Here is a 22,153-nt window from a genome sequence, read left to right as displayed (position 1 = left end):
TTCAGCGTATCTGCTTGAGTTGCGCCAGCTTTTCCAATGCCTTGCCTGCTTCGGGGCTATTGGGATAACCATCGACCACCTGCCTCCAGACCGAAGACGCGCGATTTCTGTCTTTCAGCGCCAGGTACGCGAATCCTTTTTTAAGAAGGGCAGACGGTACTTTTTCGCTGCCGGGATAGTCGACTTTTACGCGATCGAAGGCTTCGATGGCTCGCGCGTAGTCCTTCTTGCCGTAATAACACTCGCCGAGCCAGTACTGCGCATTCGCAGCCAAGTCGGATGTCGGATACTCGGTCAGAAACTGAGAAAATCCATGCATCGCTGCGTCGAGGTTGCCTTGTTTGAATGTCGTGATATAGCGATCATACGATTCCCGAGCTTGACCGGTATGGAGGGACGTGTCGCGGGACGCGTGTGCGACGACTGGAGGCGGAGGAGCTTGCTCCCGCACGGCCGGCTGTGAAGCTTGAGCAGAATCTTCCGAGATCTTTGTCGGAGCCTGCTCGCGAGCCAATTGAAGCTGCATAATAGCCTGGTTGGTCGCCGCGTGCTGCGCATCCATGGCTTGAATGAGCTTTGTCAGATCGTCCAGTCGCCGATCCTGCTCTTCGATTCGCGGCACCAATTGGGCGTTCATGGTCTCGACCGCTTTGGCCACGGATCCGACGCTCCTATTGACATCATTGAGATATGTCGTGGTCGCCTTCGTATCATTATCCACCTTCGACGCCAATTGATCGGTGCGGCCGGCGACTTTATTCGACAACTCCGTCGTTCGCTGCTCTTCGTGGACCAGCTTCTCACCCAACGTCGTGAGCACTTTCTTATAGTCCGCCAGAGCCTGCTTGTATTGCGCCATTTGTTCCGTGAGTGCGCGATTCTGTGACTCCAACTGTTGAGCCTTCGTCTCGTACGTCGATAAGCCCTTATCCTGCTCATCGAGTTTTTCGCCCAACTTTTTCGTTACACTCGCTACGGTTCCGTTCATGGCGTCAATACGCCCGGTCAGTTTACTGACGTCGTCATGCAAGCGATCCCGATCCGTTTTGGCAGCCGCCGCCTGATCGCCTTGAGTCTTCTCAATTGCGGCGGCTCGTTTCGTCAACTGATGCTCCAAGTCATCCAGTCGACTGCGCAACGTCGCCATTTGATGCGAATCCTTGTCGAGTCCGCCACGGAGAGCCGGCAGTTCTTCTTCCCGCAACGTGGAGATTTCTTGGCTCAAGCGTGCACGAGTCTCGCTCACCAGCTTGTCGATATCCACCTTCGCCTGCTTAACGGTCTGCTGCAACTCTTTATCACGCTGATCGAGCTTCGTGATTTTGGTGCCCAGATTCCGTTCAACGTCTTTCAGCTCCGCCTGCTGCGCCAGACAGCCGGATAGCAGCAGCGACACGAGCCCGCAGATGACGACACCGCCCGCAGAGGCCACGGACGGTTCACGGAGATGGCTGTTCATGTCACGCACCGGTTCCTCCTGACTCCAGTGAACCTGGATGTTAACCTATTGGACGCGGACTGCAATGTGACCACGGCGATTCTTCTGATAGCAACCCTCTTCACGATCCTTGCAGAACGGGCGCTCCTTTCCATAGGACACCACCGTGAGCCGATTCGGATCGATGCCTAGCTCGACCAGGTACTTTTGCACCGACTTGGCGCGCTTCTCGCCGAGGACAAGGTTGTACGCCAGGGTACCCCGTTCATCGCAATGCCCTTCGATAGTGACATTCTGACGAGGGTTGGCCTTGATCCATTCGGCATCGAGCATCAACGTCTGCTTGCCTTCATTGCTGATTTGCCAACTATCAAATCCAAAAAACACATCTTCGAGCCCGGAGGCGGCTGTCGCTAGATTCTCACGTTGAATCTCTTCGACTTGCCGCCGGCTCGTATCGGAGGGCTCCGTCTTGGCGACTAACATTTCCCCTGGAATGCGCTCTTCATCTGACCGTTTAGCGTTGAGCGGAGGTGGACCTGGATCAAGCGTGGACAGAGACGGGATTGGCGTGGGGGGCTCGGAGACCATCGGAGGCTCGGACACCAGTGATTCGGGTTCCGAAGTGGCAGGGGTCGGAGCGGGAGACGGCTGTTTGCTGCTAGACGGCTTCGCCGGGGCCGAGGCCACGTTCTTTTTCGCACCGGGCTCAAACGATTTCGAGCCCGAATTGGCCTGAATCGACTTGGAGCAGCCCGTCGCCCCCAGGAGCAGACCTCCCAGTAGTAAGGCCACGCAAGAGGTGAGCTGTAGTGTACGCATGCGACTCTCCTTGTTGTTATGGTGATATCCGGTCAGACCATTCACAGGCATATTCATCAGGCTTACATCGGCGACCACGAGGGAGAGGTATGAGCGATGCCTCCCGACGTCAGTCGTTCCAGATCAGTTCCATCGCTATTAATCATGTAAATATGGCTCTTGCCTTCGCCGGTGGAGCTGAAGACCAAATGACGCCCATCCGGCGACCACGAGGGAGAGTCATCGACCCCATGGCCCGACGTGAGCCGCAGGCGTTTTTGGCCGTCAGGGCTGACGAGACACAGCTTGTATTGACGCTCTTCCGTGCGGCAGACGTGTGCGATCCAATTGCCCCGCGGAGACCAGGCGGGCGCGGCATTATAATCGCCCTCATACGTCAAACGCCGCACGTTTGACCCGTCAGCACTCATGACATAGAGTTGCGGCCCTCCTCCACGATCCGACGTGAACACGATCTCTCGGCCCGTCGGAGACCACGAAGGAGACAGATCTCCGGACGCATGGAATGTGAGCCGTTGGAACGCTTTCGTATTCGTATCCATCTTATAGATTTCGGAATTGCCGTCCTGACTCGTTGCAAATGCCAGCGAGTTGCCGTCAGGGGACAAGGCGGGCGTAATATTCAAACCCGGAAGGGCAATGAGCGTCCATCGCTTCCCGGTCGCTACTTCGACCATATCAATGTGCTGCTTGGTTCGCTCTTGATAGGACGTAAAGATCAGGAAGCGCCGGTCTCGGGACCATCTCGGCATCAAGTTTAAAAATCCATCGGCCGTCACTTGCCGGGGACCATAGCCGTCATAATCCATGACATAGAGTTCACGCCCGCCATTTTGTTCCGACACGAAGGCAATCTTCGTTCTCGCGATGCCTTGCTCCCCGGTGTAACGAAAGACCAGCTCATCCGCCAGTCGATGCGTCATTTGCCTGAGCACCGATGAGGAACCGATGTAGCGTCGGTCCGCGACGACATCCCCGCTTCCGCCGTCATAGACGTAGCCGTCCAGCAAGACATCCGCTTCCTTGGTCGAGACTTTTCCCCACACCAGGACCGAGATGCCTTGCTCGGACGCATGCTGAGCTAAGCGCTTATCCACGGCATCCTTTTCCCACTTGCCGTTTAACTTGATGCCCAACTTGGGAAGGTCGGCGACCGAAAAAATCTGCGAACGACGGAGATCGGCGCGAAGAACATCGGCGGCTTTTTCTCCACTGGTGTCGTGGTTGCTGCCGTTGCGGAACCCGAACACACCGATCGGGATTTTTTGAAAGTCGGGACGCGTCGCTTCCATAAACACATCTTCCGCCCCGGACTGCAGAATCCCGACCAGACCGGCCATGACGAGAACGTATGTGCCGAAAAGAAAGAATCGCATGGTGTCAACTCACGGGCTCGCCAATGGCGAAGCTAAAATGAGCATCGAAATAAGATTGCGTTATCTCCGGAGGAAACGACGGCAACGGGCTGGCTGCCAACACGGCCCGCCTAGCGGCGAGATCATAATACTCATTACCGGACGTGCGCTCGATAACGAGCCCGCTGACCTGACCGGTTTTGTCCAAGCGGAATTTCACCATCACTTGAAAGTGTTCGCCGGTCATGCCGACTTGAGGCGCCGTCCAGTGCTCACTAATCCTTCGTTGAATCAGTGCCAGGTATGGGTTTCCCGCGGCCACGCCCGAGGCCTGAAGCGTCGTCACCGGTGTGCGCAACGTAGAAGGCTTTGACGCCACTCGGGACTCGGCAGCGGGAGCAGGTCTCGAGGGTTCGACCTTTACGGGGGGTTGCTCCAGTAGGCGATTCACTTCCTCACTCATAGACGCGCGCGGGGGACTGACCCGTGCGGGTTGCGGCGTTGTCTGTTCGGTCGCAGTGGGCGTCGATTCCGGTACGGACAGGTTGCTCAACATTTTCTGAACATCTGTCTGAGTCTGCGAGCGGGTTTCTTTGGGCGTTCCCGCCGGGATCGGATTCACCTCGCCCAATTTCGGCACTTCGGTCGGCAATGCAATCCCGCGCAGCACGTCGCGATTCAACACCGGGCGAGGGGGAGGCGGCACTGGGACCGGAACAGGCTTGGCTTCGCTCTGGCGCACAACCGGAGCTGGCACAGGCGCCGGCGATGGCGCTTCTTGTCGGACCTTTGGGGCAGGCGGTACGGACATCGGTTTCATTGGAATTGGTTCAGGTGCACGTACATGCGGCGTCGGGGCCAACCGCACCGGCTGTGGCGGGGGCGGAGGCGGAGGCGACGGAGCCATTTGCTTCACCACCGGTTGGGTGGGCCGGGCCACGGGTGGGTCTATCGCCTTCGGAGGTTCCGGCTCGGCGGGTGGTGAGACAGGCTTTGGATCCACGCTTGGAGTCGGCGTGGAGACGAGAGACACCTGGTACGCGGCAAGCGGGCGCTCCGTTTTGCCGGGCAATCGCAAACCGGCGATGAGGAGAATCAAGACCAGGTGCAGAACCAGGGAGAGTCCGACCATGATCTTCATATGCCGACCGGGTGAAAAATCGCCGCCGACCGGGCTCAACGCCATCTGAGGATAGGTTCCAGCCGACATTCAATGCCCCTTGTCCTGCTTCCCGGATTCGTCGACGACACGCTCCCGCCCTCCCGCCGGAGGATCCGTGACCATGCCTAACTTTTCAATGCCCGCCCGTTTGACCCCATCCATGACCTGCACGACGGTTCCATACGCCACGTCGCGGTCGGCACGTAGGTACACGGACACCTCGGCATTCCGCTGTTTGGCCGCCCGGAGCTTGGACTCCAAGAGCCCCAACGGAACCATTTCTTTGTCCAGATAGACTTTTTGATCGCGCTCGACGGTAAGCACAATGCGTTCTTCGGGCTTGATGGTATTGCTTGAAGAGGTTGGCAGATTGATGTCCATCCCACGGTACAGCATCGGCGCCGTCACCATAAAGATGACCAGCAAAACCAAGACCACATCGACCAGCGGAATGATATTGATCTCGGCCAGAAAGCGTCGGTGACGGCTTTCAAAAATCATCCGCGGATCCCGACCTGCTTCAACCGCGCCACTACGATATTCAGCAGTTCAATGCTGAATGCTTCAACGCGGAACGCGGTCTTTCGAATACGAGCTAGATAATAATTATACGCAATCACGGCGGGAATGGCCGTAAAGAGCCCCGCCGCCGTGGCAACCAGCGCTTCCGAGACCCCCGGCGCGACCGCCGCAATGCTGGCGGTGCCTTGCTTGCCGATCTCCCGAAAGGAGTCAATGATTCCCAACACCGTGCCTAATAGCCCGATGAACGGCGTGATATTTCCAGTCGTCGCCAAAAATGGAAGGTACGCCTCTTGCCGTGAGAGCTGATCCTGCATGATATGCGTCACGACCCGATCCAGATATTGACGGTCTGGGACATCGAGCTCGACCGGCGATAAGGCAGCAGCCGGGATACCCTCTCGTTCGGGCGCCACTCGCTCCATCACACCAAGAAACACCGCCGCACTTGGACTGGCGATCAGACGTTTGGCATGACGCCGCAGGTCCTCTTTCTCTTGCGTGCGGGCGTAGGCCTGCAAAAATCGCCGGTCCTCACGCTCACTGGCGCGGAATGCGCGCCACTTGTAGAGAATGATGGCCCAGGAGATCACAGAGAAAAGAAAGAGGGCGAGGAGGACGACTTTCGAGACGGCTCCAAGTGAACCGACAAGCCCCATCGGACCGGCTTGGAACATCATATGCGGTTCGCGCAGCCCTCCTGTCGTATAGACGCTAAACCCATCATCGACAATGACACAAACCTTGAAGGAAAATGGCGGGGCCGACGGGATTTGAACCCGCGACTTCCAGATTGACAATCTGGCGTCCTAACCAGGCTGAACGACGGCCCCCCCGTAAAGAATGGCAAGACTAACCCGGCAGTATGTGTATTGTATCTTAGAGCAACAATATGTTCGGGAGTACAGTATCGAATGTGCTCGCCTGGTAGGCGGAACAGGGATTGAACCTGTGACCTCTGCCTTGTAAGGGCAGCGCTCTCCCAACTGAGCTATCCGCCCAAAATCCGTAACATTGCTGAGCGTTTGCGGATAGTATCAAGTCCCATACCCCTTGTCAACGGTTTGATACGGTTCGAAGTGACCGTCAGCTTCGCCCGGCCTCTTGAGCCGGAATGCCTAAAACAGATTTGGTGCGGCGCGTTTTCCTCGGAAAAAAATCGACGTGAAGGCGCTTCAATCGCGCATACTCGACATGCGTATAAATCTGTGTCGTTGAGATTTTACGGTGACCCAACATGGTTTGGACCGATCGCAGATCGGCTCCATGCTCCAACAGATGGGTGGCAAAGGAATGTCGCAGCATGTGAGGTGAAATGGGCTTCACAATCTGAGCTTGTCGCGCTCGACTGCGAAGCAGATTCCAGAATGCCTGTCTGGTCATGTTCTTCCCGCGCCTTGTCACGAACAAGTATGGGGACTCTCGACGTTTGATCAAGGCCTGCCGCGCCCCATTAAGATACGCCTCGATGGTGCGCCTGGCCGCATCACCGATTGGCACGATCCGTTGCTTCGCGCCTTTCCCTGTCGCCAGCACATAGCCGACAGAAAGGTTCAGATGGGATAACTCAAGATTCACCAGTTCGGAGACGCGCAAACCCGTCGCGTACAGCAGCTCCAACATCGCCGTGTCGCGAATATCCTCCGGCGTGGTCATTTTGCGGTGCTCAAGCAGGGCCGTCACTTCGTCTTGCGTCAGCGTCTTGGGAAGGCGCATCCATTGACGAGGCGACTCGATCAGCAGAATTGGATTCTCCGCAATCACCCGTTCCTTCGCGAGAAAACGGCAAAACCCGCGAAGGGTCGCAAGGCTGCGGGCAATTGAAGCCGGCGATAATTTCATTCGGGTCAGATACTGCAAGAATGCCCGCAGCGCCTCACGTGTCAATTCAGATGGATGCTGAAAGCGCCGCCCGACCATGTACGTTTGCAACGTATGCAGATCCCGCCGATACGCCTCAACCGTATTGCGAGCAAGACCACGCTCGATACGCACGTCAGTCAGATAGCGATCGATGAGCGGCTCCATCGGCAGAATTTCTGAGGAGTGCACGGACATAAGAATCTAACGAGTAGAAAACTGAATCAATCTGTCGCCTGTGACGAGCAGGCAAACTATAGCATGAAGTGCTAAGCTGTGTGACCGATGGATCCATACCGCACAACGTTGACAGCACAAAGCACCCTCTCCTATAGTGACAGCTTCATGGTCGGTTGCGTTGCTCATTCCCGCTCGTCCAACGGCTCATCTCACGAGGAATGGGCTGATCGACATCCATTCTCAGCCTTGTTCGCTCGCCTGCTCATCGTGACCCTTCTTGTCGTGCCCATGAACGTGCTTACCCAAGATCTCTCGATGGCAGAGCCCGTCGCGGCCGGCACCGAACGGGCCAAATCGTCCGGCGGAACACCGCGTCCGACACTGGAGCATGCAAAAAATCTGATTGAGACCCACCAGGAAGGCGCGGCGATCGCGACGTTGAAACGGTTCCTCGCCTCGTCTCCGAAGCAAGACGATATCGATGACGCCTATCTACTGTTAGCCGCCGCACTCATCGGGAAGAAGGAGCATGAAGAAGCCCTGACGTATCTGAATCAGCTTCTCGCCGAGTTTCCTGCCTCCACCCTCGCCGGACGCGCCAAACTCATGATCGGCGCAGCCCAATTAGCGCTCGGCAAATCAGATGCAGCACTCTCCGCGCTAACAGACGCGAAAAGTTCAGTGGAGGACCCGGAGACCAGACGCCAGGCACTACGCATGGTCGCCGAGCTGCATACACAGAAGGCCGATATCCCGCGTGCGATCCAAGCCTGGATTGAAGAGATGTCCCTGGCACCCCTCGAACAGCGACGCGAAAGCCGTGAACGGATCAAGGATTTGATTTTTGAAAAGATGGATAAGAAGGCGCTCATGCGACTTCGCGAAACCTATCCCGCCGAGTTTCCCGGCGATCTGGCCTTGATCCGCTTAATCGAGATGCAGAACGCCCAGGGAGAAGACTATCTTGCCGAACGCAACATCCGCGTGTTCCTCGCTCGATTTCCCAATCACGACTATGGGCCGGTCGCGACCGATATGCTGCGTGCCTTTCAACATAAGCTTCAAGCAAGCCAGCATATCATCGCGGCGGTTCTGCCGCTGTCCGGAAAACTGCAGGCTTTTGGAACGGAAGCCCTTAACGGCATCCAGATTGCCGTCGACAAAGCGCGGGACCATCTCGGAATCAATGGCGTCGGATTGCAGGTCATTGATAGCGAAACGGACAAAATGGCCTTGCGGATGGAATTGGGCGATCTGCTGAACGAACGACATCCCTTGGCCGTTATCGGACCATTGCTCTCCAGGGATCTGCCCTTGGTTGCCGCACTGGCCGATCAAACCACCACACCGTTTGTCACACCATCCGCCAATGTCTCGGATGTCCGGCATCTGGGGGCCTACCTCTTCAGCACCGCCATGACGCAGCCACTACAAGCACGGCGACTCGCGGACTATGCCATCGGCCAGGCAGGTCACCGCCGCTTTTGCATCTTATATCCCGATACGCCCTATGGACACGAGTTGGCCGCTCTGTTCGGCAATGAAGTCAAACAGCGCGGCGGCGAACTGATCGCGATGGAATCATACAAGGAAACCGAAGCAGACTTTAGCCAACCCATCCGACGGCTGAAGGAAGCCGACTTAAAGAAATACGGTCAGACTGAAACGGTGAAGACGGTGAAGAACGGCAGAAACATCGTGCGTATTCTGTATACGCCAGGGTTTGATGCCGTGTTTCTGCCGGGGGACTTTCATCAGATCGCCATGATTGCCCCGCAGTTGGCGTTTTACGATGTGAAAGTACCGCTTCTCGGCACCAACACATGGAACTCTCCTAGTCTCACGAAGCTCGCGGATCGATCGATCGACGGCAGCACGTTTGTGGATGCGTTTTTCGTCGACAGCCCCGATCAAAACATACGCGAGTTTGTGGATCGTTACCGGCGGAAATATCAAGCCGATCCGTCTCCGTTTGCCGCGCAAGCCTACGATGCTATGCGCATTGTGATCGAAGCGATCCGCAAAGGGGCCACGACGGGACGAGCCGTGCGCGATCAGCTCGTGGAGATGCATGAGTTTCCGACATTGACGGGCCCGGCCTCCTTTACCGCCAGCGGCGCGCTCGACCGACGCCTGTATGTGATTCACGTGAAGAACGGCCGGTTGGTACAATTGAACTAAGGCGCACATGAATTCGTTATCACAGATCCTTCACACCATTTCGTATCTCGCCCTTCCACTGATGTTGGCCATCGTGCTGCATGAGTACGCTCACGGATGGGTGGCTGATCACTTCGGCGACTCCACGGCCCGCCTGCAAGGGCGGCTCACGACCAATCCGCTGGCCCACATCGATCCATTCGGAACCATCCTGTTCCCTCTGATCTGCCTGCTCCTGCCCGGTGGCTTCTTTCTGGCCTGGGCCAAACCGGTGCCGGTCAATCCCGCCCAGCTTCGAAATCCGCGCCGTGATATGGCGCTGGTCGCCGCGGCCGGACCGGGAATGAATCTGCTGTTGGCGATCGCCAGCGCCGTGTTTTATGCAGTACTCATGTATGTTGATCAGGCCTTTCCGGCCGGCGCGCCGGAGACGGATATGGCCGCACAGCATGACTTAATCGGGATGTTTGTCGTTCCTTTGGCCGTGATGGCACGCTATTCGATTTTGATTAACGTCTTACTGATGGTCTTCAATCTCATCCCGATTCCGCCACTTGATGGAGGACGGATCCTCACCAATCTCCTGCCCGCGCGTTCCGCCATGGCGCTCGCTCGAGTGGAGCCGTACGGGATGTTGATCATCGTGGGTTTGATCGTGTTGGATCCCCAGATTCATGTGATCGAGACGCTCACCGGTACCGTCGTGAGCACCATCGTGGGCAAGATCGGTTCACTAGGAATGGGATAGTTAAACGATGACACGGAAACGAGTGTTAAGCGGCATGCAACCGAGCGGGCTTCTCCACCTGGGCAACCTGCTCGGCGCATTGGACAATTGGAAGGCATTACAAACTCAATACGACTGTTTTTTCTTCGTCGCGGATTGGCACGCCCTCTCCACGAATTATGCCGACACGTCACGCATCCACGAATTTGTGCGCGAGATGCTCATCGACTGGCTCGCCGTGGGCATCGATCCCCATAAAGCCACGATCTTCGTGCAGTCCTCCAATCCCGATCATGCCGTCTTGCATCTGCTCCTCTCGATGATCACGCCCATTCCGTGGTTGGAGCGTAACCCGACCTATAAAGAAAAACAGGAGCAAATTGCCGACCGCGATCTGGCCACCTACGGGTTCCTCGGATATCCGGTCCTGCAGGCCGCCGACATTCTTTTGTACAAGGCCGACTTTGTGCCGGTCGGCAAGGATCAACTTCCCCATCTCGAACTGACCCGAGAGCTCGGCCGGCGCTTCAACAGCATCTATAAATCCGTCTTCCCCGAACCGCAAGAACTCTTGACGAGTTTCCCCAAAGTCCTCGGTACAGATGGTCGCAAGATGAGTAAGAGCTACGGCAACACAATCAACCTCTCGGATGCCGAACCGGTTCTGCGCCAAAAACTCAAGACGATGGTGACCGATCCGGCTCGCGTCCGCCGTACAGATCCAGGTAATCCCGATATTTGCCCCGTCTTCGATTTCCATAAAATCTATTCCCCTCCGCCCGTCATTGAGCGCGTCAACAAAGAATGCCGCACCGCCGAGATCGGCTGCATCGATTGCAAAAAACTCGCAGCCGATGCCATGGTCACCAAACTCTCTCCCATCTGGGAAGCCAGGAAACAATTCAGCAACGACCCGAAGCGAGTCAAAGACATCGTAGAAGCCGGCGCCGACCGCGCCAAAAAGGTTTCCCATCAAACGTTAGAGGAAGTCAAAGACGCGATGAAGATTTGAGGAGTGGGAACTGTAGATAAAGCACATACCCGCCCCATAGAAAGGCGAGAATCATCAATATACTTCCAAGAGCATATGTAACATGCGCAAGCGTATGGTCATATTGAAGCCATCCGAGCGTACTCAAAATCTGCTCCCAATCGTGGTAATCCTCGACTTCCTTGCCCGTCACTCCGCCTAACAGAACTAAATCTAGCGCCCTCGCATCATTAACATATGGAGCGAGGTCCATCAGACTCTCTGCAAACCACCAGAGGCCCACGGAAGCGCCGAATGCATCTCGATTTTGGATCAGCAATGCGCCCAGACAAATCAGTGGCATTAAGAGTTGACCGAGCGAACCGCCAAGCACCTGTATAAACCGCCCCATTGGGCTAAAAATAACATGACCGGCTTCATGAAAGGGAAGATTGATCAGATGCATGAACGATTGGCCCACGTAATTGCTCTCCATCGGAGTAGAGAGAAACTTTGAACCGCAAACCACGAGCCCTGCATAGATGAGTAAGCGGCCACCATAAGCAATGCGATTGATGGGAAGATCGACTGGGCACAGCGCCTCTTTCGTCCATTGACGGAACGCGGATGGAGGAACCGCGAAAGAGTCACGACTAACTCCATGGTACAGCCGGCTATCCGACCTTGAATGGTACTTGGCGAAGATGATGCCACACCGTAGGCATTCAGTCGTATCGTCGGACTGTTGAAATCTACAGTTAGGACACAGCATGAGAAAAGCATGCCGCAAACGATTCAGATGTCAATGTCAGCATGCTCAGAAAAAGGGAAATTATAAGGAGGGTCGACAGTTCTCTCAGACCCATACGCTTGTCTTCCGGCATCCATGAACACGGTCGCTTTCGCAGCCACCTTGGCGTCATACACGGCTGCTAGAGCACTTCATCTGGTCGGCTTCTCCCTTTTGGAAAACAGACCGCCGTGAATTAAAACTTGGAATTAGTAACGAAGAGTGGTGTGGCACGGTCCGCCGCGCTCTCGCACCGTCGGAGCGGCTGTTCTGGCCGGGCGGCGGGCGGAGGCCTAAGGAAAATTGCTTCGCAGACTCAGTCAGTTTCCGCTTTCCTTCCCGCCACCGACCACAACAGCTCCTTCGCTCCGCCGGCGAAGTCCGCTCTGAACCATGCCACACCCACTAGGGTATAAAAATTTTATTGACTACTACCTTGCTAATAACGCAGTTAATTATCTCTTCGAAAATAGCAGACAGCATCGAAGACGCTCAGAGCAATTTTAAGGAATTACTCCCCCTCATGAAACGCTACAAGCAAGCTGCTGCTTCAAAGGATTGAAGTTACGTTCCAGACCGTGAGTCTCTAAGTTTAATTCCACACACCCTAGGGCGTGATGTGGTTGGCCCTCCACTGCGCCTCAATTTCACACGCCCATCCAGGCGCGCCAAGACGCGCCGCTTCCGGGATGAAGATCTTCTGATAGTGGGCGTTGTGTGAGCACAGATGGTCAGCCACGCCGGGAACCCATACTTTCACCACAAAAGAGGGCGCTGGCCGAGGTGCCCATAACTGCGCGCGTTCACCAAGCACATTCCTATCGTGCGCGGGGCGCGAGCAACTAGGGCTCCTCGGACAGCCCCATTCCACTCTTCCTCCTACCTTTCCCCCAGTTCTCGCCCACCCAGAGCGGGATGATTGGGGAGAGGTCTGCGGCTCTTCGCTGGAGGAGGTGGGACTCACCTTGCTGACGCACAATCCCTTGCTCCTCATGGCAAGGGCGAAGACGGTACTGTCTGAGCGGAGCGAGTTTACCGGCTTCTTCAATGCGCGTCAGTTAGTTGGGTAACTCTGGAAGCGTCTTCCTGCCTTTCCTCCTGTTAAATCACTCCTGAGGCGGCGGTGTGGTTGACCCTCCACTGCGCGCATCCAACGAGCACCTTCTGAGCGTGCGCGTTGTGCGAGCACGGAGAGTCGGGCCATGCCGTCCCCTCTCTTAACCTCTCCCGCCTCCCGAGCGGGACGGTCTACCTACCCCTAACTGCGCGCGTTGACCGAGCACCTTCTTAGCGTGCGCGGTGCGCGAGTAAGGGGGGTAGGTAGACCGTCCCGCTCTTCCTAATTCTCGTCTTGACAACCTGTCCCAACCATCGCTACGATTCGCCTGGCTTGCCGGTCGCCATTTTACGGCCGGCTTTTTTATTTGTAGGCATTTGCTTTTCAAGCGAAAGTTCAAGGGGAACCACGACCAATGGCTATTCGAATCGGGATCAATGGGTTTGGGCGGATCGGTCGCAATGTGTTACGCGCCTCTTTGAATGACAAAGACTTTGAATTCGTTGCGATCAATGATTTGACGGACGCCGAAACCTTGGCTCATCTGTTGAAATACGACTCCGTGCACGGGACACTGAACGTGGCAGTCGAGGCTCGCGAAGACCAAATCATCGTCAACGGCAAGCCCATCAAGATTCTGGCAAAAAAGGACCCCAAAGAACTGCCGTGGAAAGATCTGGGGGTCGATCTCGTCATCGAATCCACCGGTCGGTTCACCGATCGCGAAGGCGCCAGCAAGCATCTCTCCGCCGGCGCCAAACGGGTGGTTATTTCCGCACCTGCAAAAGATCCTGATGTCACCATTGTCCTTGGTGTCAACGAATCGACGTATGATCCCAAGTCTCATCAGATCATTTCTAACGCGTCCTGCACCACGAATTGCCTTGCCCCCGTGGCCAAAGTGCTCGATGAGTCGTTCGGAATCACACGTGGCATCATGACGACCATTCACTCCTATACGAATGATCAACAGTTGCTGGATCTGCCCCATAAGGACCTGCGTCGTGCCCGGGCGGCAGGACTTTCCATGATTCCCACGTCGACCGGTGCCGCCAAAGCCCTGCATCTTGTGCTGCCGCAACTCAAAGGTAAATTGGATGGCATGGCGATTCGAGTGCCGACGCCGAATGTGTCGCTCATTGATTTGACGGTTGAAACCGAGAAGGATTGCGATAGCGCAAGCGTGAATGCCGCGTTTCGCAAAGCGGCTGAAGGCCCCTTGAAAGGCATTTTGAAATACTGCGAAGAGCCGATCGTGTCCACCGACCAAAATGGCGATGCTCATTCCGCAACCCTGGACTCCCTGCTGACGACCGTGCTCAACCATCGCATGGTCAAAGTGATGGCCTGGTACGATAATGAGTGGGCGTACTCATGCCGCGTCCGCGATCTGGCGAAATATATCGTCGCCAAATCCTGAGGCGGCTCTGCATCTCCCGCGCCGATCGTCCGCGCATTCTCGGACACGTGCTCGGGTCCGTGGTTGAGGAGGTCACATGAACCTGAACAAGATGACGATCGACGCGATCAATTTGCGCGGCAAACGGGTCATCATTCGGGTCGATTTCAACGTCCCACTCGATGCCTCGCATCAAATTACCGACGATACCCGTATTCGCTCCGCGCTGCCGACGATCAATCATGCCGTCGACGAAGGCGCCAAAGTGATCCTCTGTTCCCATCTGGGCCGCCCCAAGGGAAAGCCGGACCCCAATTTCAGCTTGGCGCCCGTGGCCAGACGTCTTCAGCGTCTCCTCGGCAAAGAAGTGACGTTTGCACCTGACTGCATTGGGCCCTCTGTGGAAACGTTGGTCGATAAGATGAAGCCGGGCGATGTTCTGCTTCTTGAAAACCTCCGCTTTCATTCCGGTGAGGAAAAGAACGACGAGCAATTTTCCAAGGCCCTCGCCGCACTGGCCGACGTCTACATCAACGATGCGTTCGGAACCGCCCATCGGTCTCACGCCTCCACAGTGGGCATTCCCAAGTTCGTCCCCGCCTCAGGCGCTGGCTATTTAATGAAAAAGGAAATCGAATATCTGGAGGGCGCCATTGCCAATCCCATGCGACCGTTCGTCGCTATTCTGGGAGGGGGAAAAGTCTCAGGCAAGATCGGCGTGATCGAGAATTTGGGCAAGAAGGTCGACAAGGTCATCATCGGGGGCGGAATGGCCTTTACCTTTATCAAGGCGTTGGGATTGGAAATCGGCAATTCGCTGGTTGAAGACCAAATGTTGGACTTTGCGAAAGGCGTCCAAGAACATGCCTTCTCCCGGGGCACCAAATTTTATTTGCCCGTCGACTGCGTGGTGGCCGCCAGTCCCGATCCCGGCGCTGAAACGAAGATTGTACCGGTACAGGAAATTCCTAAAGGGTGGTACGGGATGGACATCGGGCCCGCATCGGTCAAATTATTCAGCGAAGCGGTGCAGAACGCAAAGACTATTTTGTGGAACGGGCCGATGGGTGTCTTTGAAAACGACGCGTATGCTCGCGGAACGCTCTCGATGGCCCATGCCGTCTCGAACGCCTACGCCCTGACGATTGTCGGTGGCGGTGATACCGCATTGGCCGTACATCGGGCCGGTGAATCCGAAAATATGTCTTTCATCTCCACAGGCGGCGGCGCGACCCTCCAACTACTCGAAGGAAAGGAGATGCCGGGCCTTGCGGCTCTTCCTAACCAACCCGCTTAGACCTCGCCTCTCCGTGTTGGATTAGCGGCGTACACGAGGATTTTTGTGCGTCGACAACTCATTGTTGGCAATTGGAAGATGAACAAGACATCGGCTGAGACGACGACGTACGTTCGTCGACTGTCCGATCTCATCCAGCCCCATTCGATTGACATGGTGATCGCCCCCCCCTTTACCGCCCTCCATGCAGCCTGGCACGCGATGGGACCGTCGTCTAACTTTGCGTTAGCCGGTCAGAATGTCTTTTGGGAAGACAAGGGGGCCTATACTGGCGAGATTTCCGCCTCAATGCTGAAAGACATAGGGTGTCAATATGTGATCATCGGTCATTCTGAACGAAGACAATGGTTTGACGAGCAGGATCAGGATATCAATAAGAAGGTCAAGGCTGCCCTTCGGCATGGACTCAAACCTATCGTGTGCGTCGGCGAATCTTTAGCCGATCGAGAACGTGGAGAGACGACAGCCATAGTGACTGAACAATTACAAAAGGATCTGGATGGGCTGTCCAAAGAGCACATGGCGATGGTCGCCATTGCGTATGAACCGGTCTGGGCGATCGGAACCGGCCGCGCCGCAAGCCCCGCTCAAGCTGTGGAAGTCCATACCATTTTGAGACGCACAGTTGCTACTCATTGGGGCCATGACACGGGTGAACGCATGCGGGTGTTGTATGGCGGAAGTGTGAATGCCGATAATGCCGGCCTTTTTCTTGAGTCGCCGGAGGTGGACGGCGTGCTGGTCGGCGGGGCTTGTCTCGACCCCGTATGCTTTGCTACAATTGCACGTTTTGCAGAGGATCGATCCGTACCCGGGAACAAACGCCGAGGAGTGTAAATGTATACGCTGGCCGTTATTATTCACGTGATCGTCTGTTTTCTGATGATTGCTTCGATTTTGCTGCAAGCCGGGAAGGGCGCTGAAATCGGAGCGGCGTTTGGAGGATCGAGCCAGACCGTTTTCGGCAGCCGCGGACCGGGCACATTCCTTAGCAAGGTCACGATCGGCGCGGCGGTGATCTTTATGCTGACTTCGTTAGGCCTCGCGCTTCTTTCCAAGGAACGAACCTTCTCGTCTACCGTCATCGATTTGAACAAGAAGGAAAGTGCAGCCCCTGCTCCTATTCTGCCGCAAGGCACTCCCGATACATCCAAGTCGGACTCCTCCAAGCCGGCCACGACCGGGGAGAGCGCAGCCCCTGCGACCGCGCACTAAACAGGCAAGCTCAATCTGAGTTGATCATACGGTCGTGGAAGAACGAAGGGGCAAGCTCTAGACGAGGGTCAGCCACTTGGCGTGGGATGGGTCTTCTCCGCGAACAATACTAAAAAACGCCTGCTGAAGCTGTTTAGTCACCGGTCCTGCGGTCCCGGCTCCGATGCGGCGGCCGTCGAGTTCTCGCACAGGAGTAATTTCGGCGGCAGTCCCGGTCAGAAACACTTCGTCCGCCACATACAAATCATCGCGCGTCAAACGTTCTTCGATGACAGGAATGTTTCGTTCGCGGGCTAGTTGAAGAACGGAGTTTCTGGTAATGCCCTCCAAGATCGACGACATCGATGTCGTTTTCAATTGCCCTCGGCGGACCACAAATACATTTTCCCCAGTCCCCTCGGCAACATACCCGTCTGGATCCAGCATGATGGCCTCATCATAACCGGATGCCTTCACTTCGCACTTGGCCAGAATGGAATTGACATACTGACCGGAAATCTTCGCTCGTGTCATCGCAATGTTCACGTGATGCCTGGTAAATGATGACACCTTGGCTTTAATGCCCTTGCTCAGCGCGTCTTCGCCCAGGTACGTGCCCCATCGCCAAGCCGCAATGGCAACACGGATCGGATTCTCACCTGGGTACAGGCCCATGACGCCATAGCCGATATAGACCAACGGGCGGATGTAGCAGGCTTCTAGTCGGTTGACCCGCACGGTCTCGATGATGGCCTCGGTGATCTGCTTCTTATCATAAGGCATGGCCAACATGGCGATGTGCGACGATTCAAAGAGCCGGTCCACGTGTTCCGGCAGCCGGAATACGGCAGAGCCGTCACGGCCCTTGTAACAGCGAATACCTTCAAAGGTAGCCAATCCATAGTGGAGGGAATGGGTGAGCACGTGAACAGTGGCATCCTTCCAGTCTACGAACGCCCCGTCCATCCAAATCTTTTCGCTGGGTTCAAGCATCAGAGGTGTTGTCCAATCAAAATCAAAATGGTGACGCGTGCCAAAAATGAGAGCTGACTATAACAGCGGCCAGAAATCTCCGTCAAGCCGATCCCCCGGCATGAGACGCAGGTACCCGGTGACGGAAAAGTTGATAGACATTTTTTCTCAACCGTGTAGGCGCCCCTGAAGGCACCAGAGAAATTGCCATCATTCCTTGATCTTAAGACAAGGCACGATCCTGCCTAAAGACAGATTCAAATGACGGAATTCTTGTCACTACTCATGACATCCTACTAGGCCATCTATTCCAGGGTGCCCACTTTTCAAGCACTCCCCTCTCTATGAACAATCTGGCACATCATCTGCTCATGACAATGAATAGACCCTAGGATGTATGCATGCACCCAGATTATTTAGCCCAGTGAGTCGAGATACACACATAGCGTCGGACGAAGGACGACACTGGAGATTCAGAAGGAGATGACAATGCGGACGACAATGCGGAGATTAGCGCGAAAGTGGGGATTGCCACTGACGGTTGTCGGAACCACTATTTTTGCTTTTGCGACAGCCCACGCGGAGTTCTATGTTGCGGGGCAAGGAGGCGTAAGTTTTCCCGGTTCCTTTTCAAATGTCGAGGGAATCGGGAACCGTTTCGGTGGCACGGGCTTTAAGTCCAGCGATCTCGATTTGGCCACCTCGCCTCTCTATGGAGCCAAAGTCGGGTATTTTTTCCCAGGGCTCAATTGGCTTGGAATTGAAGGCGAATATTTCTACACCAACCCCCACATCAAACAGCAACCTTTCTCTGTCACCACACCGAGCGGTCAAGTTTTTACGCGTGCCGGTGACAAACCAGGTGCTCATACGAGGATGTCAACCGCTGCCCTTAATATCATTCTCAGGTACCCAGGAAAGCGCTTCCAACCATATGCTGGGGTTGGCGTGGCTATGTATTGGGCACGGATAGCAGGATCAGAGATACAGACTCTGAATAATCAACCACTCTCCGCGTCGGATTCAAGTGTTGGCTTAAATGCCTTAGTCGGAGCGCGCTATTTTCTGATGAAGCATGTCGCCTTATTTGGCGAGTACAAATATAACAAGGCATCATTTGAATTTCAGAATAATGCACAGTTTAAAGCCGATTATAATGCGAGTAATTTAGTGGCCGGCATCTCCGTTCACTTTTGATATTGCCGACATTCTCAATTGCTTCCTCCACTTCCGTGTGTATGCTTTCTTGACAGCCTTTCTCCTCCTATGATAAAAACCTCCGTTCTGCATTGGAGGAATGTTATGTACGCAATTGTAGAGACCGGTGGAAAACAGTATCGGGTAGAACCGGGTACGATTCTTCAGGTTGAACTGCTTCCTGGGGAGGTCGGTGGGACGATTGAATTATCACAAGTTCGCCTGGTTCAAGATGCCAACGCCGATCTCTTGATCGGTCATCCTTGGGTCGAACGCGCACGGGTCACCGCGGAAATCCTGCGCCAGGGACGGACTCGATCGATGATGATCTTCAAGAAGAAGCGCCGAAAGAACTATCGTCGGACCAAAGGTCATCGTCAAAGCTTCACTCAGGTTCGCATTACTGATATCGTGACCGCTTAACTATGGAATGTTCAAAAAACCAGCTCAGCACGGCCGCAGGGAGCTTGGACGCCGAGGCGTAGGGAAGTTACGTTGAGGCGGACAAAGGACTGAGAACAAAGCGGGAGGGTTTTTTCAACGTTCTGCTGACGAAGGAGTTTCCATGGCAACAAATAAAGGTGGCGGATCATCCCGGAACGGCCGCGACAGCAATCCTCAATATCGCGGCGTCAAAGCATTCGGTGGGGAGCAGGTCACGGCCGGAAGCATTATCGTGCGACAGCGCGGCACCCAGTTTCATCCGGGCTTTAATGTCGGCGTGGGACGTGACTACACGTTATTCGCCTTGGTCAACGGTGTGGTGAAATTCGAAGGCAACCGGAATCGCCGAAAGGTCAGCGTCTACCCGGCTTCTTGATATCGGTTTCCCCCCTGTCCCCTCGTCTCTGTCGCACGTAGCGCACTCTCCACTGAACTCACCGCCTGTCCGGAGCCAGAACCATGTTTGTCGATCAGGTTCGCATTTTCGTGAAAGCCGGACACGGCGGAAGTGGTGTCTCCAGTTTCCGTCGTGAAAAGTATGTGCCGTACGGCGGGCCTGACGGCGGGGACGGAGGAAACGGCGGCAATGTTATCCTCGTCGCGTCTCGACAACTGACAACGCTCCTGGATCTGCGCTATCAACAGCACTACATGGCAAAACCGGGCGGTCCCGGTGAAGGATCGCACCGACATGGAAAGACGGCGTCGGACGTGATCATTCGCGTTCCGGTCGGGACGCTTGTGCTGGATGATGAGACAGGTGAGCCGCGGGCCGACCTCACGGAGGAAGGACAATCGGCCGTCGTCGCGAAGGGTGGCCATGGCGGACGGGGCAATAGCCACTTTGCCACATCGACGAACCGCGTTCCCACTCGTTTTGAAACAGGCACTCCGGGGGAAGAACGTTGGCTCCGACTGGAACTGAAGCTCATGGCCGACGTGGGCTTGGTCGGCTTTCCGAACGCCGGCAAATCCACTCTGATTGGAGCCATCTCTGCCGCACACCCCAAAATCGCCGACTATCCCTTTACCACACTGACTCCTAACCTTGGAGTTGTCTCATGGAAGGACAACCGCAGCTTCGTGGTGGCTGATATCCCCGGGCTCATTGAAGGGGCACATGAGGGGAAAGGATTGGGCTTTCAATTCTTACGCCATATCGAACGGACGATGTTCCTGCTTCATCTGGTCGACATCTCGGAATGGGCCGCGGACGATCCGGTGATGAGCTTTGAGGTAATGCGGAAGGAACTGGGGGCCTATAATCCCAGCCTCAAGGACAAACCATTCGCCGTCGTAGGCACGAAGATGGATAGCAAAGGAGACGGTCAACGGCTCGAACAGTTACGTGCGCACTGCCGGCGACGTCGAGTCCGTTTCTTTGCCGTATCCGCCATTACGCGCGAAGGGCTCGACCCGTTGATCGAGTATGTAGGAAAACAGGTTGACGCGTTGAGGAACGTATGCGCCGGCAAATCCTGACTCAGGCTAAACGAATCGTCGTCAAAGTGGGCAGTAGTCTCCTGGCATCCCGTGCATCAGGATTGCAGTTGGACCGCATCGAGCGGTTAGCCAGCGAGTTGGGCGCAATTAAGTCAACAGGTCGAGATGTCTTGTTGGTCTCTTCAGGCGCCATCGTGTCCGGTGTTCAAAAACTCGGTCTCTCCTCGTATCCCAAGAGCCTTCCGCTCAAACAGGCTGCCGCTGCAGTCGGACAAAGCCGTCTCATGTGGGCCTATGAAAAAGCGTTCGAACGACTCGGCGTGAACGTCGCACAGATTCTGCTGACCCATCAGGACTTGACGGACCGGCGACGATTCTTGAATGCCCGCCATACATTGACCGCGCTCCTGAATCATGGTGTCCTCCCCGTCATCAACGAGAACGACACAGTGTCCGTTGAGGAAATCAGGTTTGGCGATAATGACACCTTGGCCGCTGAAGTCGCTCATCTGGTCGATGCCGACCTGCTGATCATTCTCTCCGACGTTGACGGCGTCTTTACGGACGATCCCCGCCGCAATGCCTCGGCCACACGCATCCCCCTCATCGCTGAAATTTCGACTGATATTGAACGGCTCGCAGGCGGGACGAGCAAAGAAGAAGGGACGGGCGGGATGGCGACGAAAATCCAAGCCGCCAAAAAAGTCGCGGCCTACGGCGTCGCGACGCTGATTATGGATGGGCAAACGTCGGGGCTATTGCCAGGGGCGCTAGACGGCCATGAGACAGGTACCTTGATCTTGCCTCATGGGCAACAATTATCGAGTCGAAAACAGTGGATTGCCCACACGCTGCGAGCGAAGGGGCAATTAATCCTCGACGACGGAGCGATCGACGCGCTCATGCAGCGGGGCAAAAGCTTGTTGCCGTCTGGTATTATCGAAGTGAGCGGCGCCTTCGATCCCGGCGATGCCGTACTCTGCACCGATGCCCACGGCAAAGAAGTCGCCAAGGGCTTGATTAATTTTTCGTCCACTCTGCTCGGTAGGATAAAGGGGCTCAAGACCTCGGATATCAAAAAGACCGTGGGCGATCAAGAGTACGAAGAGGCGATTCATCGGGACAACCTGGTGATTCTATAAGTCCTGAGTCCTCAGTGCTCAG

General features: G+C 55.6%; 21 protein-coding genes and 2 tRNA genes. 12 read left to right on the top strand and 11 right to left on the bottom strand.

Features of this window, described 5'->3' with window-relative positions; translation table 11 throughout:
• Nucleotide 1: 1 nt before the first annotated feature.
• From ybgF to xerD, 9 genes are all read right to left on the bottom strand, one after another.
• On the bottom strand, nucleotides 2-1,459 hold the full coding sequence (gene ybgF, locus ACWHYZ_RS06920) for a tol-pal system protein YbgF (RefSeq protein WP_447987531.1): 1,458 nt from the start codon (nucleotides 1,457-1,459) through the stop codon (nucleotides 2-4).
• A gap of 45 nt (nucleotides 1,460-1,504) precedes the next feature.
• Nucleotides 1,505-2,260 carry an OmpA family protein gene (locus ACWHYZ_RS06915; protein ID WP_447986546.1) on the bottom strand — a complete coding sequence of 252 codons (756 nt, stop codon included), beginning with the start codon at nucleotides 2,258-2,260 and terminating at the stop codon, nucleotides 1,505-1,507.
• 62 nt (nucleotides 2,261-2,322) lie between these two features.
• Nucleotides 2,323-3,636, bottom strand: coding sequence for a Tol-Pal system beta propeller repeat protein TolB (gene tolB / locus ACWHYZ_RS06910; protein ID WP_447986545.1), 1,314 nt, complete (start codon nucleotides 3,634-3,636; stop codon nucleotides 2,323-2,325).
• A 4-nt stretch (nucleotides 3,637-3,640) separates the two neighbouring features.
• A complete protein-coding gene (locus tag ACWHYZ_RS06905) occupies nucleotides 3,641-4,825 on the bottom strand; it encodes a TonB family protein (protein ID WP_447986544.1) in 1,185 nt (394 codons plus the stop codon).
• Entirely contained in the window at nucleotides 4,826-5,278 is a 453-nt protein-coding gene (locus ACWHYZ_RS06900) for an ExbD/TolR family protein (protein WP_447986543.1), read from the bottom strand.
• Nucleotides 5,275-5,979: a MotA/TolQ/ExbB proton channel family protein gene (locus ACWHYZ_RS06895; RefSeq protein WP_447986542.1), complete on the bottom strand. Its 705-nt coding sequence runs from the start codon at nucleotides 5,977-5,979 to the stop codon at nucleotides 5,275-5,277. The genes ACWHYZ_RS06900 and ACWHYZ_RS06895 overlap by 4 nt, the downstream gene beginning before the upstream one ends.
• A 75-nt stretch (nucleotides 5,980-6,054) precedes the next feature.
• Nucleotides 6,055-6,132, bottom strand: a tRNA-Asp gene (locus ACWHYZ_RS06890).
• Between the two features lie 92 nt (nucleotides 6,133-6,224).
• A tRNA-Val gene (locus ACWHYZ_RS06885) sits at nucleotides 6,225-6,300 on the bottom strand.
• 85 nt (nucleotides 6,301-6,385) lie between these two features.
• Nucleotides 6,386-7,357, bottom strand: a complete 972-nt coding sequence (gene xerD, locus ACWHYZ_RS06880; protein ID WP_447986541.1) for a site-specific tyrosine recombinase XerD — start codon at nucleotides 7,355-7,357, stop codon at nucleotides 6,386-6,388.
• Between the two features lie 270 nt (nucleotides 7,358-7,627).
• On the opposite strand from xerD, the gene ACWHYZ_RS06875 reads away from it, so the two are divergent.
• From ACWHYZ_RS06875 to trpS, 3 genes are read left to right on the top strand one after another with little or no spacing between them, the layout of a single operon-like run.
• Nucleotides 7,628-9,520 (top strand): penicillin-binding protein activator, encoded by a 1,893-nt coding sequence (locus tag ACWHYZ_RS06875; protein ID WP_447986540.1) that lies wholly within the window; start codon nucleotides 7,628-7,630, stop codon nucleotides 9,518-9,520.
• A 7-nt stretch (nucleotides 9,521-9,527) separates the two neighbouring features.
• Nucleotides 9,528-10,247 carry a site-2 protease family protein gene (locus tag ACWHYZ_RS06870; RefSeq protein WP_447986539.1) on the top strand — a complete coding sequence of 240 codons (720 nt, stop codon included), beginning with the start codon at nucleotides 9,528-9,530 and terminating at the stop codon, nucleotides 10,245-10,247.
• Between the two features lie 7 nt (nucleotides 10,248-10,254).
• Complete coding sequence (trpS, locus tag ACWHYZ_RS06865) at nucleotides 10,255-11,238, top strand: tryptophan--tRNA ligase (RefSeq protein ID WP_447986538.1); 984 nt, start codon at nucleotides 10,255-10,257, stop codon at nucleotides 11,236-11,238.
• Here trpS and ACWHYZ_RS06860 read toward each other — a convergent pair.
• Nucleotides 11,216-11,725, bottom strand: a complete 510-nt coding sequence (locus ACWHYZ_RS06860; RefSeq protein WP_447986537.1) for a hypothetical protein — start codon at nucleotides 11,723-11,725, stop codon at nucleotides 11,216-11,218. The two genes, trpS and ACWHYZ_RS06860, sit on opposite strands and share 23 nt — an antisense overlap.
• A 1,733-nt stretch (nucleotides 11,726-13,458) precedes the next feature.
• On the opposite strand from ACWHYZ_RS06860, the gene gap reads away from it, so the two are divergent.
• The 4 genes from gap to secG all read left to right on the top strand — a co-directional run bounded on the left by gap (nucleotide 13,459) and on the right by secG (nucleotide 16,954).
• Nucleotides 13,459-14,463: a type I glyceraldehyde-3-phosphate dehydrogenase gene (gene gap, locus ACWHYZ_RS06855; RefSeq protein ID WP_447986536.1), complete on the top strand. Its 1,005-nt coding sequence runs from the start codon at nucleotides 13,459-13,461 to the stop codon at nucleotides 14,461-14,463.
• Nucleotides 14,464-14,539: 76 nt separating this feature from the next.
• Entirely contained in the window at nucleotides 14,540-15,739 is a 1,200-nt protein-coding gene (locus ACWHYZ_RS06850; protein ID WP_447986535.1) for a phosphoglycerate kinase, read from the top strand.
• Nucleotides 15,740-15,784: 45 nt separating this feature from the next.
• Nucleotides 15,785-16,576 carry a triose-phosphate isomerase gene (gene tpiA / locus ACWHYZ_RS06845; RefSeq protein WP_447986534.1) on the top strand — a complete coding sequence of 264 codons (792 nt, stop codon included), beginning with the start codon at nucleotides 15,785-15,787 and terminating at the stop codon, nucleotides 16,574-16,576.
• Nucleotides 16,577-16,954, top strand: coding sequence for a preprotein translocase subunit SecG (gene secG / locus ACWHYZ_RS06840; RefSeq protein ID WP_447986533.1), 378 nt, complete (start codon nucleotides 16,577-16,579; stop codon nucleotides 16,952-16,954).
• A 57-nt stretch (nucleotides 16,955-17,011) separates the two neighbouring features.
• Here secG and ACWHYZ_RS06835 read toward each other — a convergent pair whose 3' ends face one another.
• On the bottom strand, nucleotides 17,012-17,926 hold the full coding sequence (locus ACWHYZ_RS06835) for a branched-chain amino acid transaminase (protein WP_447986532.1): 915 nt from the start codon (nucleotides 17,924-17,926) through the stop codon (nucleotides 17,012-17,014).
• Nucleotides 17,927-18,394: 468 nt separating this feature from the next.
• On the opposite strand from ACWHYZ_RS06835, the gene ACWHYZ_RS06830 reads away from it, so the two are divergent.
• The 5 genes from ACWHYZ_RS06830 to proB all read left to right on the top strand — a co-directional run bounded on the left by ACWHYZ_RS06830 (nucleotide 18,395) and on the right by proB (nucleotide 22,131).
• Nucleotides 18,395-19,102 (top strand): outer membrane protein, encoded by a 708-nt coding sequence (locus tag ACWHYZ_RS06830; RefSeq protein ID WP_447986531.1) that lies wholly within the window; start codon nucleotides 18,395-18,397, stop codon nucleotides 19,100-19,102.
• Nucleotides 19,103-19,207: 105 nt separating this feature from the next.
• Entirely contained in the window at nucleotides 19,208-19,525 is a 318-nt protein-coding gene (gene rplU, locus ACWHYZ_RS06825; RefSeq protein ID WP_447986530.1) for a 50S ribosomal protein L21, read from the top strand.
• Between the two features lie 142 nt (nucleotides 19,526-19,667).
• Nucleotides 19,668-19,922 carry a 50S ribosomal protein L27 gene (gene rpmA, locus ACWHYZ_RS06820; protein WP_447986529.1) on the top strand — a complete coding sequence of 85 codons (255 nt, stop codon included), beginning with the start codon at nucleotides 19,668-19,670 and terminating at the stop codon, nucleotides 19,920-19,922.
• Between the two features lie 83 nt (nucleotides 19,923-20,005).
• Nucleotides 20,006-21,028 (top strand): GTPase ObgE, encoded by a 1,023-nt coding sequence (gene obgE / locus ACWHYZ_RS06815; RefSeq protein WP_447986528.1) that lies wholly within the window; start codon nucleotides 20,006-20,008, stop codon nucleotides 21,026-21,028.
• Nucleotides 21,010-22,131: a glutamate 5-kinase gene (gene proB / locus ACWHYZ_RS06810; protein ID WP_447986527.1), complete on the top strand. Its 1,122-nt coding sequence runs from the start codon at nucleotides 21,010-21,012 to the stop codon at nucleotides 22,129-22,131. Before obgE ends, proB begins: the two co-directional genes overlap by 19 nt.
• Nucleotides 22,132-22,153: the final 22 nt, after the last annotated feature.

It is taken from the genome of Nitrospira sp. Nam74 (genome assembly GCF_965152615.1).
Note: the sequence above shows the minus strand (reverse complement) of the source record. Positions and strands in the feature narration are given on the sequence as shown.

Bases quoted from the DNA above. Each gene is read 5' to 3' on its own strand.
- rplU (WP_447986530.1), top strand. From the start codon at position 19,208: ATGTACGCAATTGTAGAGACCGGTGGAAAACAGTATCGGGTAGAACCG.
- tolB (WP_447986545.1), bottom strand. From the start codon at position 3,636: ATGCGATTCTTTCTTTTCGGCACATACGTTCTCGTCATGGCCGGTCTG.
- ACWHYZ_RS06915 (WP_447986546.1), bottom strand. From the start codon at position 2,260: ATGCGTACACTACAGCTCACCTCTTGCGTGGCCTTACTACTGGGAGGT.
- secG (WP_447986533.1), top strand. From the start codon at position 16,577: ATGTATACGCTGGCCGTTATTATTCACGTGATCGTCTGTTTTCTGATG.
- ACWHYZ_RS06835 (WP_447986532.1), bottom strand. From the start codon at position 17,926: ATGCTTGAACCCAGCGAAAAGATTTGGATGGACGGGGCGTTCGTAGAC.
- rpmA (WP_447986529.1), top strand. From the start codon at position 19,668: ATGGCAACAAATAAAGGTGGCGGATCATCCCGGAACGGCCGCGACAGC.
- obgE (WP_447986528.1), top strand. From the start codon at position 20,006: ATGTTTGTCGATCAGGTTCGCATTTTCGTGAAAGCCGGACACGGCGGA.
- ACWHYZ_RS06900 (WP_447986543.1), bottom strand. From the start codon at position 5,278: ATGATTTTTGAAAGCCGTCACCGACGCTTTCTGGCCGAGATCAATATC.
- xerD (WP_447986541.1), bottom strand. From the start codon at position 7,357: ATGTCCGTGCACTCCTCAGAAATTCTGCCGATGGAGCCGCTCATCGAT.
- ACWHYZ_RS06875 (WP_447986540.1), top strand. From the start codon at position 7,628: ATGAACGTGCTTACCCAAGATCTCTCGATGGCAGAGCCCGTCGCGGCC.
- ybgF (WP_447987531.1), bottom strand. From the start codon at position 1,459: ATGAACAGCCATCTCCGTGAACCGTCCGTGGCCTCTGCGGGCGGTGTC.
- proB (WP_447986527.1), top strand. From the start codon at position 21,010: ATGCGCCGGCAAATCCTGACTCAGGCTAAACGAATCGTCGTCAAAGTG.
- gap (WP_447986536.1), top strand. From the start codon at position 13,459: ATGGCTATTCGAATCGGGATCAATGGGTTTGGGCGGATCGGTCGCAAT.
- ACWHYZ_RS06830 (WP_447986531.1), top strand. From the start codon at position 18,395: ATGCGGACGACAATGCGGAGATTAGCGCGAAAGTGGGGATTGCCACTG.
- ACWHYZ_RS06850 (WP_447986535.1), top strand. From the start codon at position 14,540: ATGAACCTGAACAAGATGACGATCGACGCGATCAATTTGCGCGGCAAA.
- ACWHYZ_RS06905 (WP_447986544.1), bottom strand. From the start codon at position 4,825: ATGTCGGCTGGAACCTATCCTCAGATGGCGTTGAGCCCGGTCGGCGGC.
- ACWHYZ_RS06895 (WP_447986542.1), bottom strand. From the start codon at position 5,979: ATGATGTTCCAAGCCGGTCCGATGGGGCTTGTCGGTTCACTTGGAGCC.
- trpS (WP_447986538.1), top strand. From the start codon at position 10,255: ATGACACGGAAACGAGTGTTAAGCGGCATGCAACCGAGCGGGCTTCTC.
- ACWHYZ_RS06870 (WP_447986539.1), top strand. From the start codon at position 9,528: ATGAATTCGTTATCACAGATCCTTCACACCATTTCGTATCTCGCCCTT.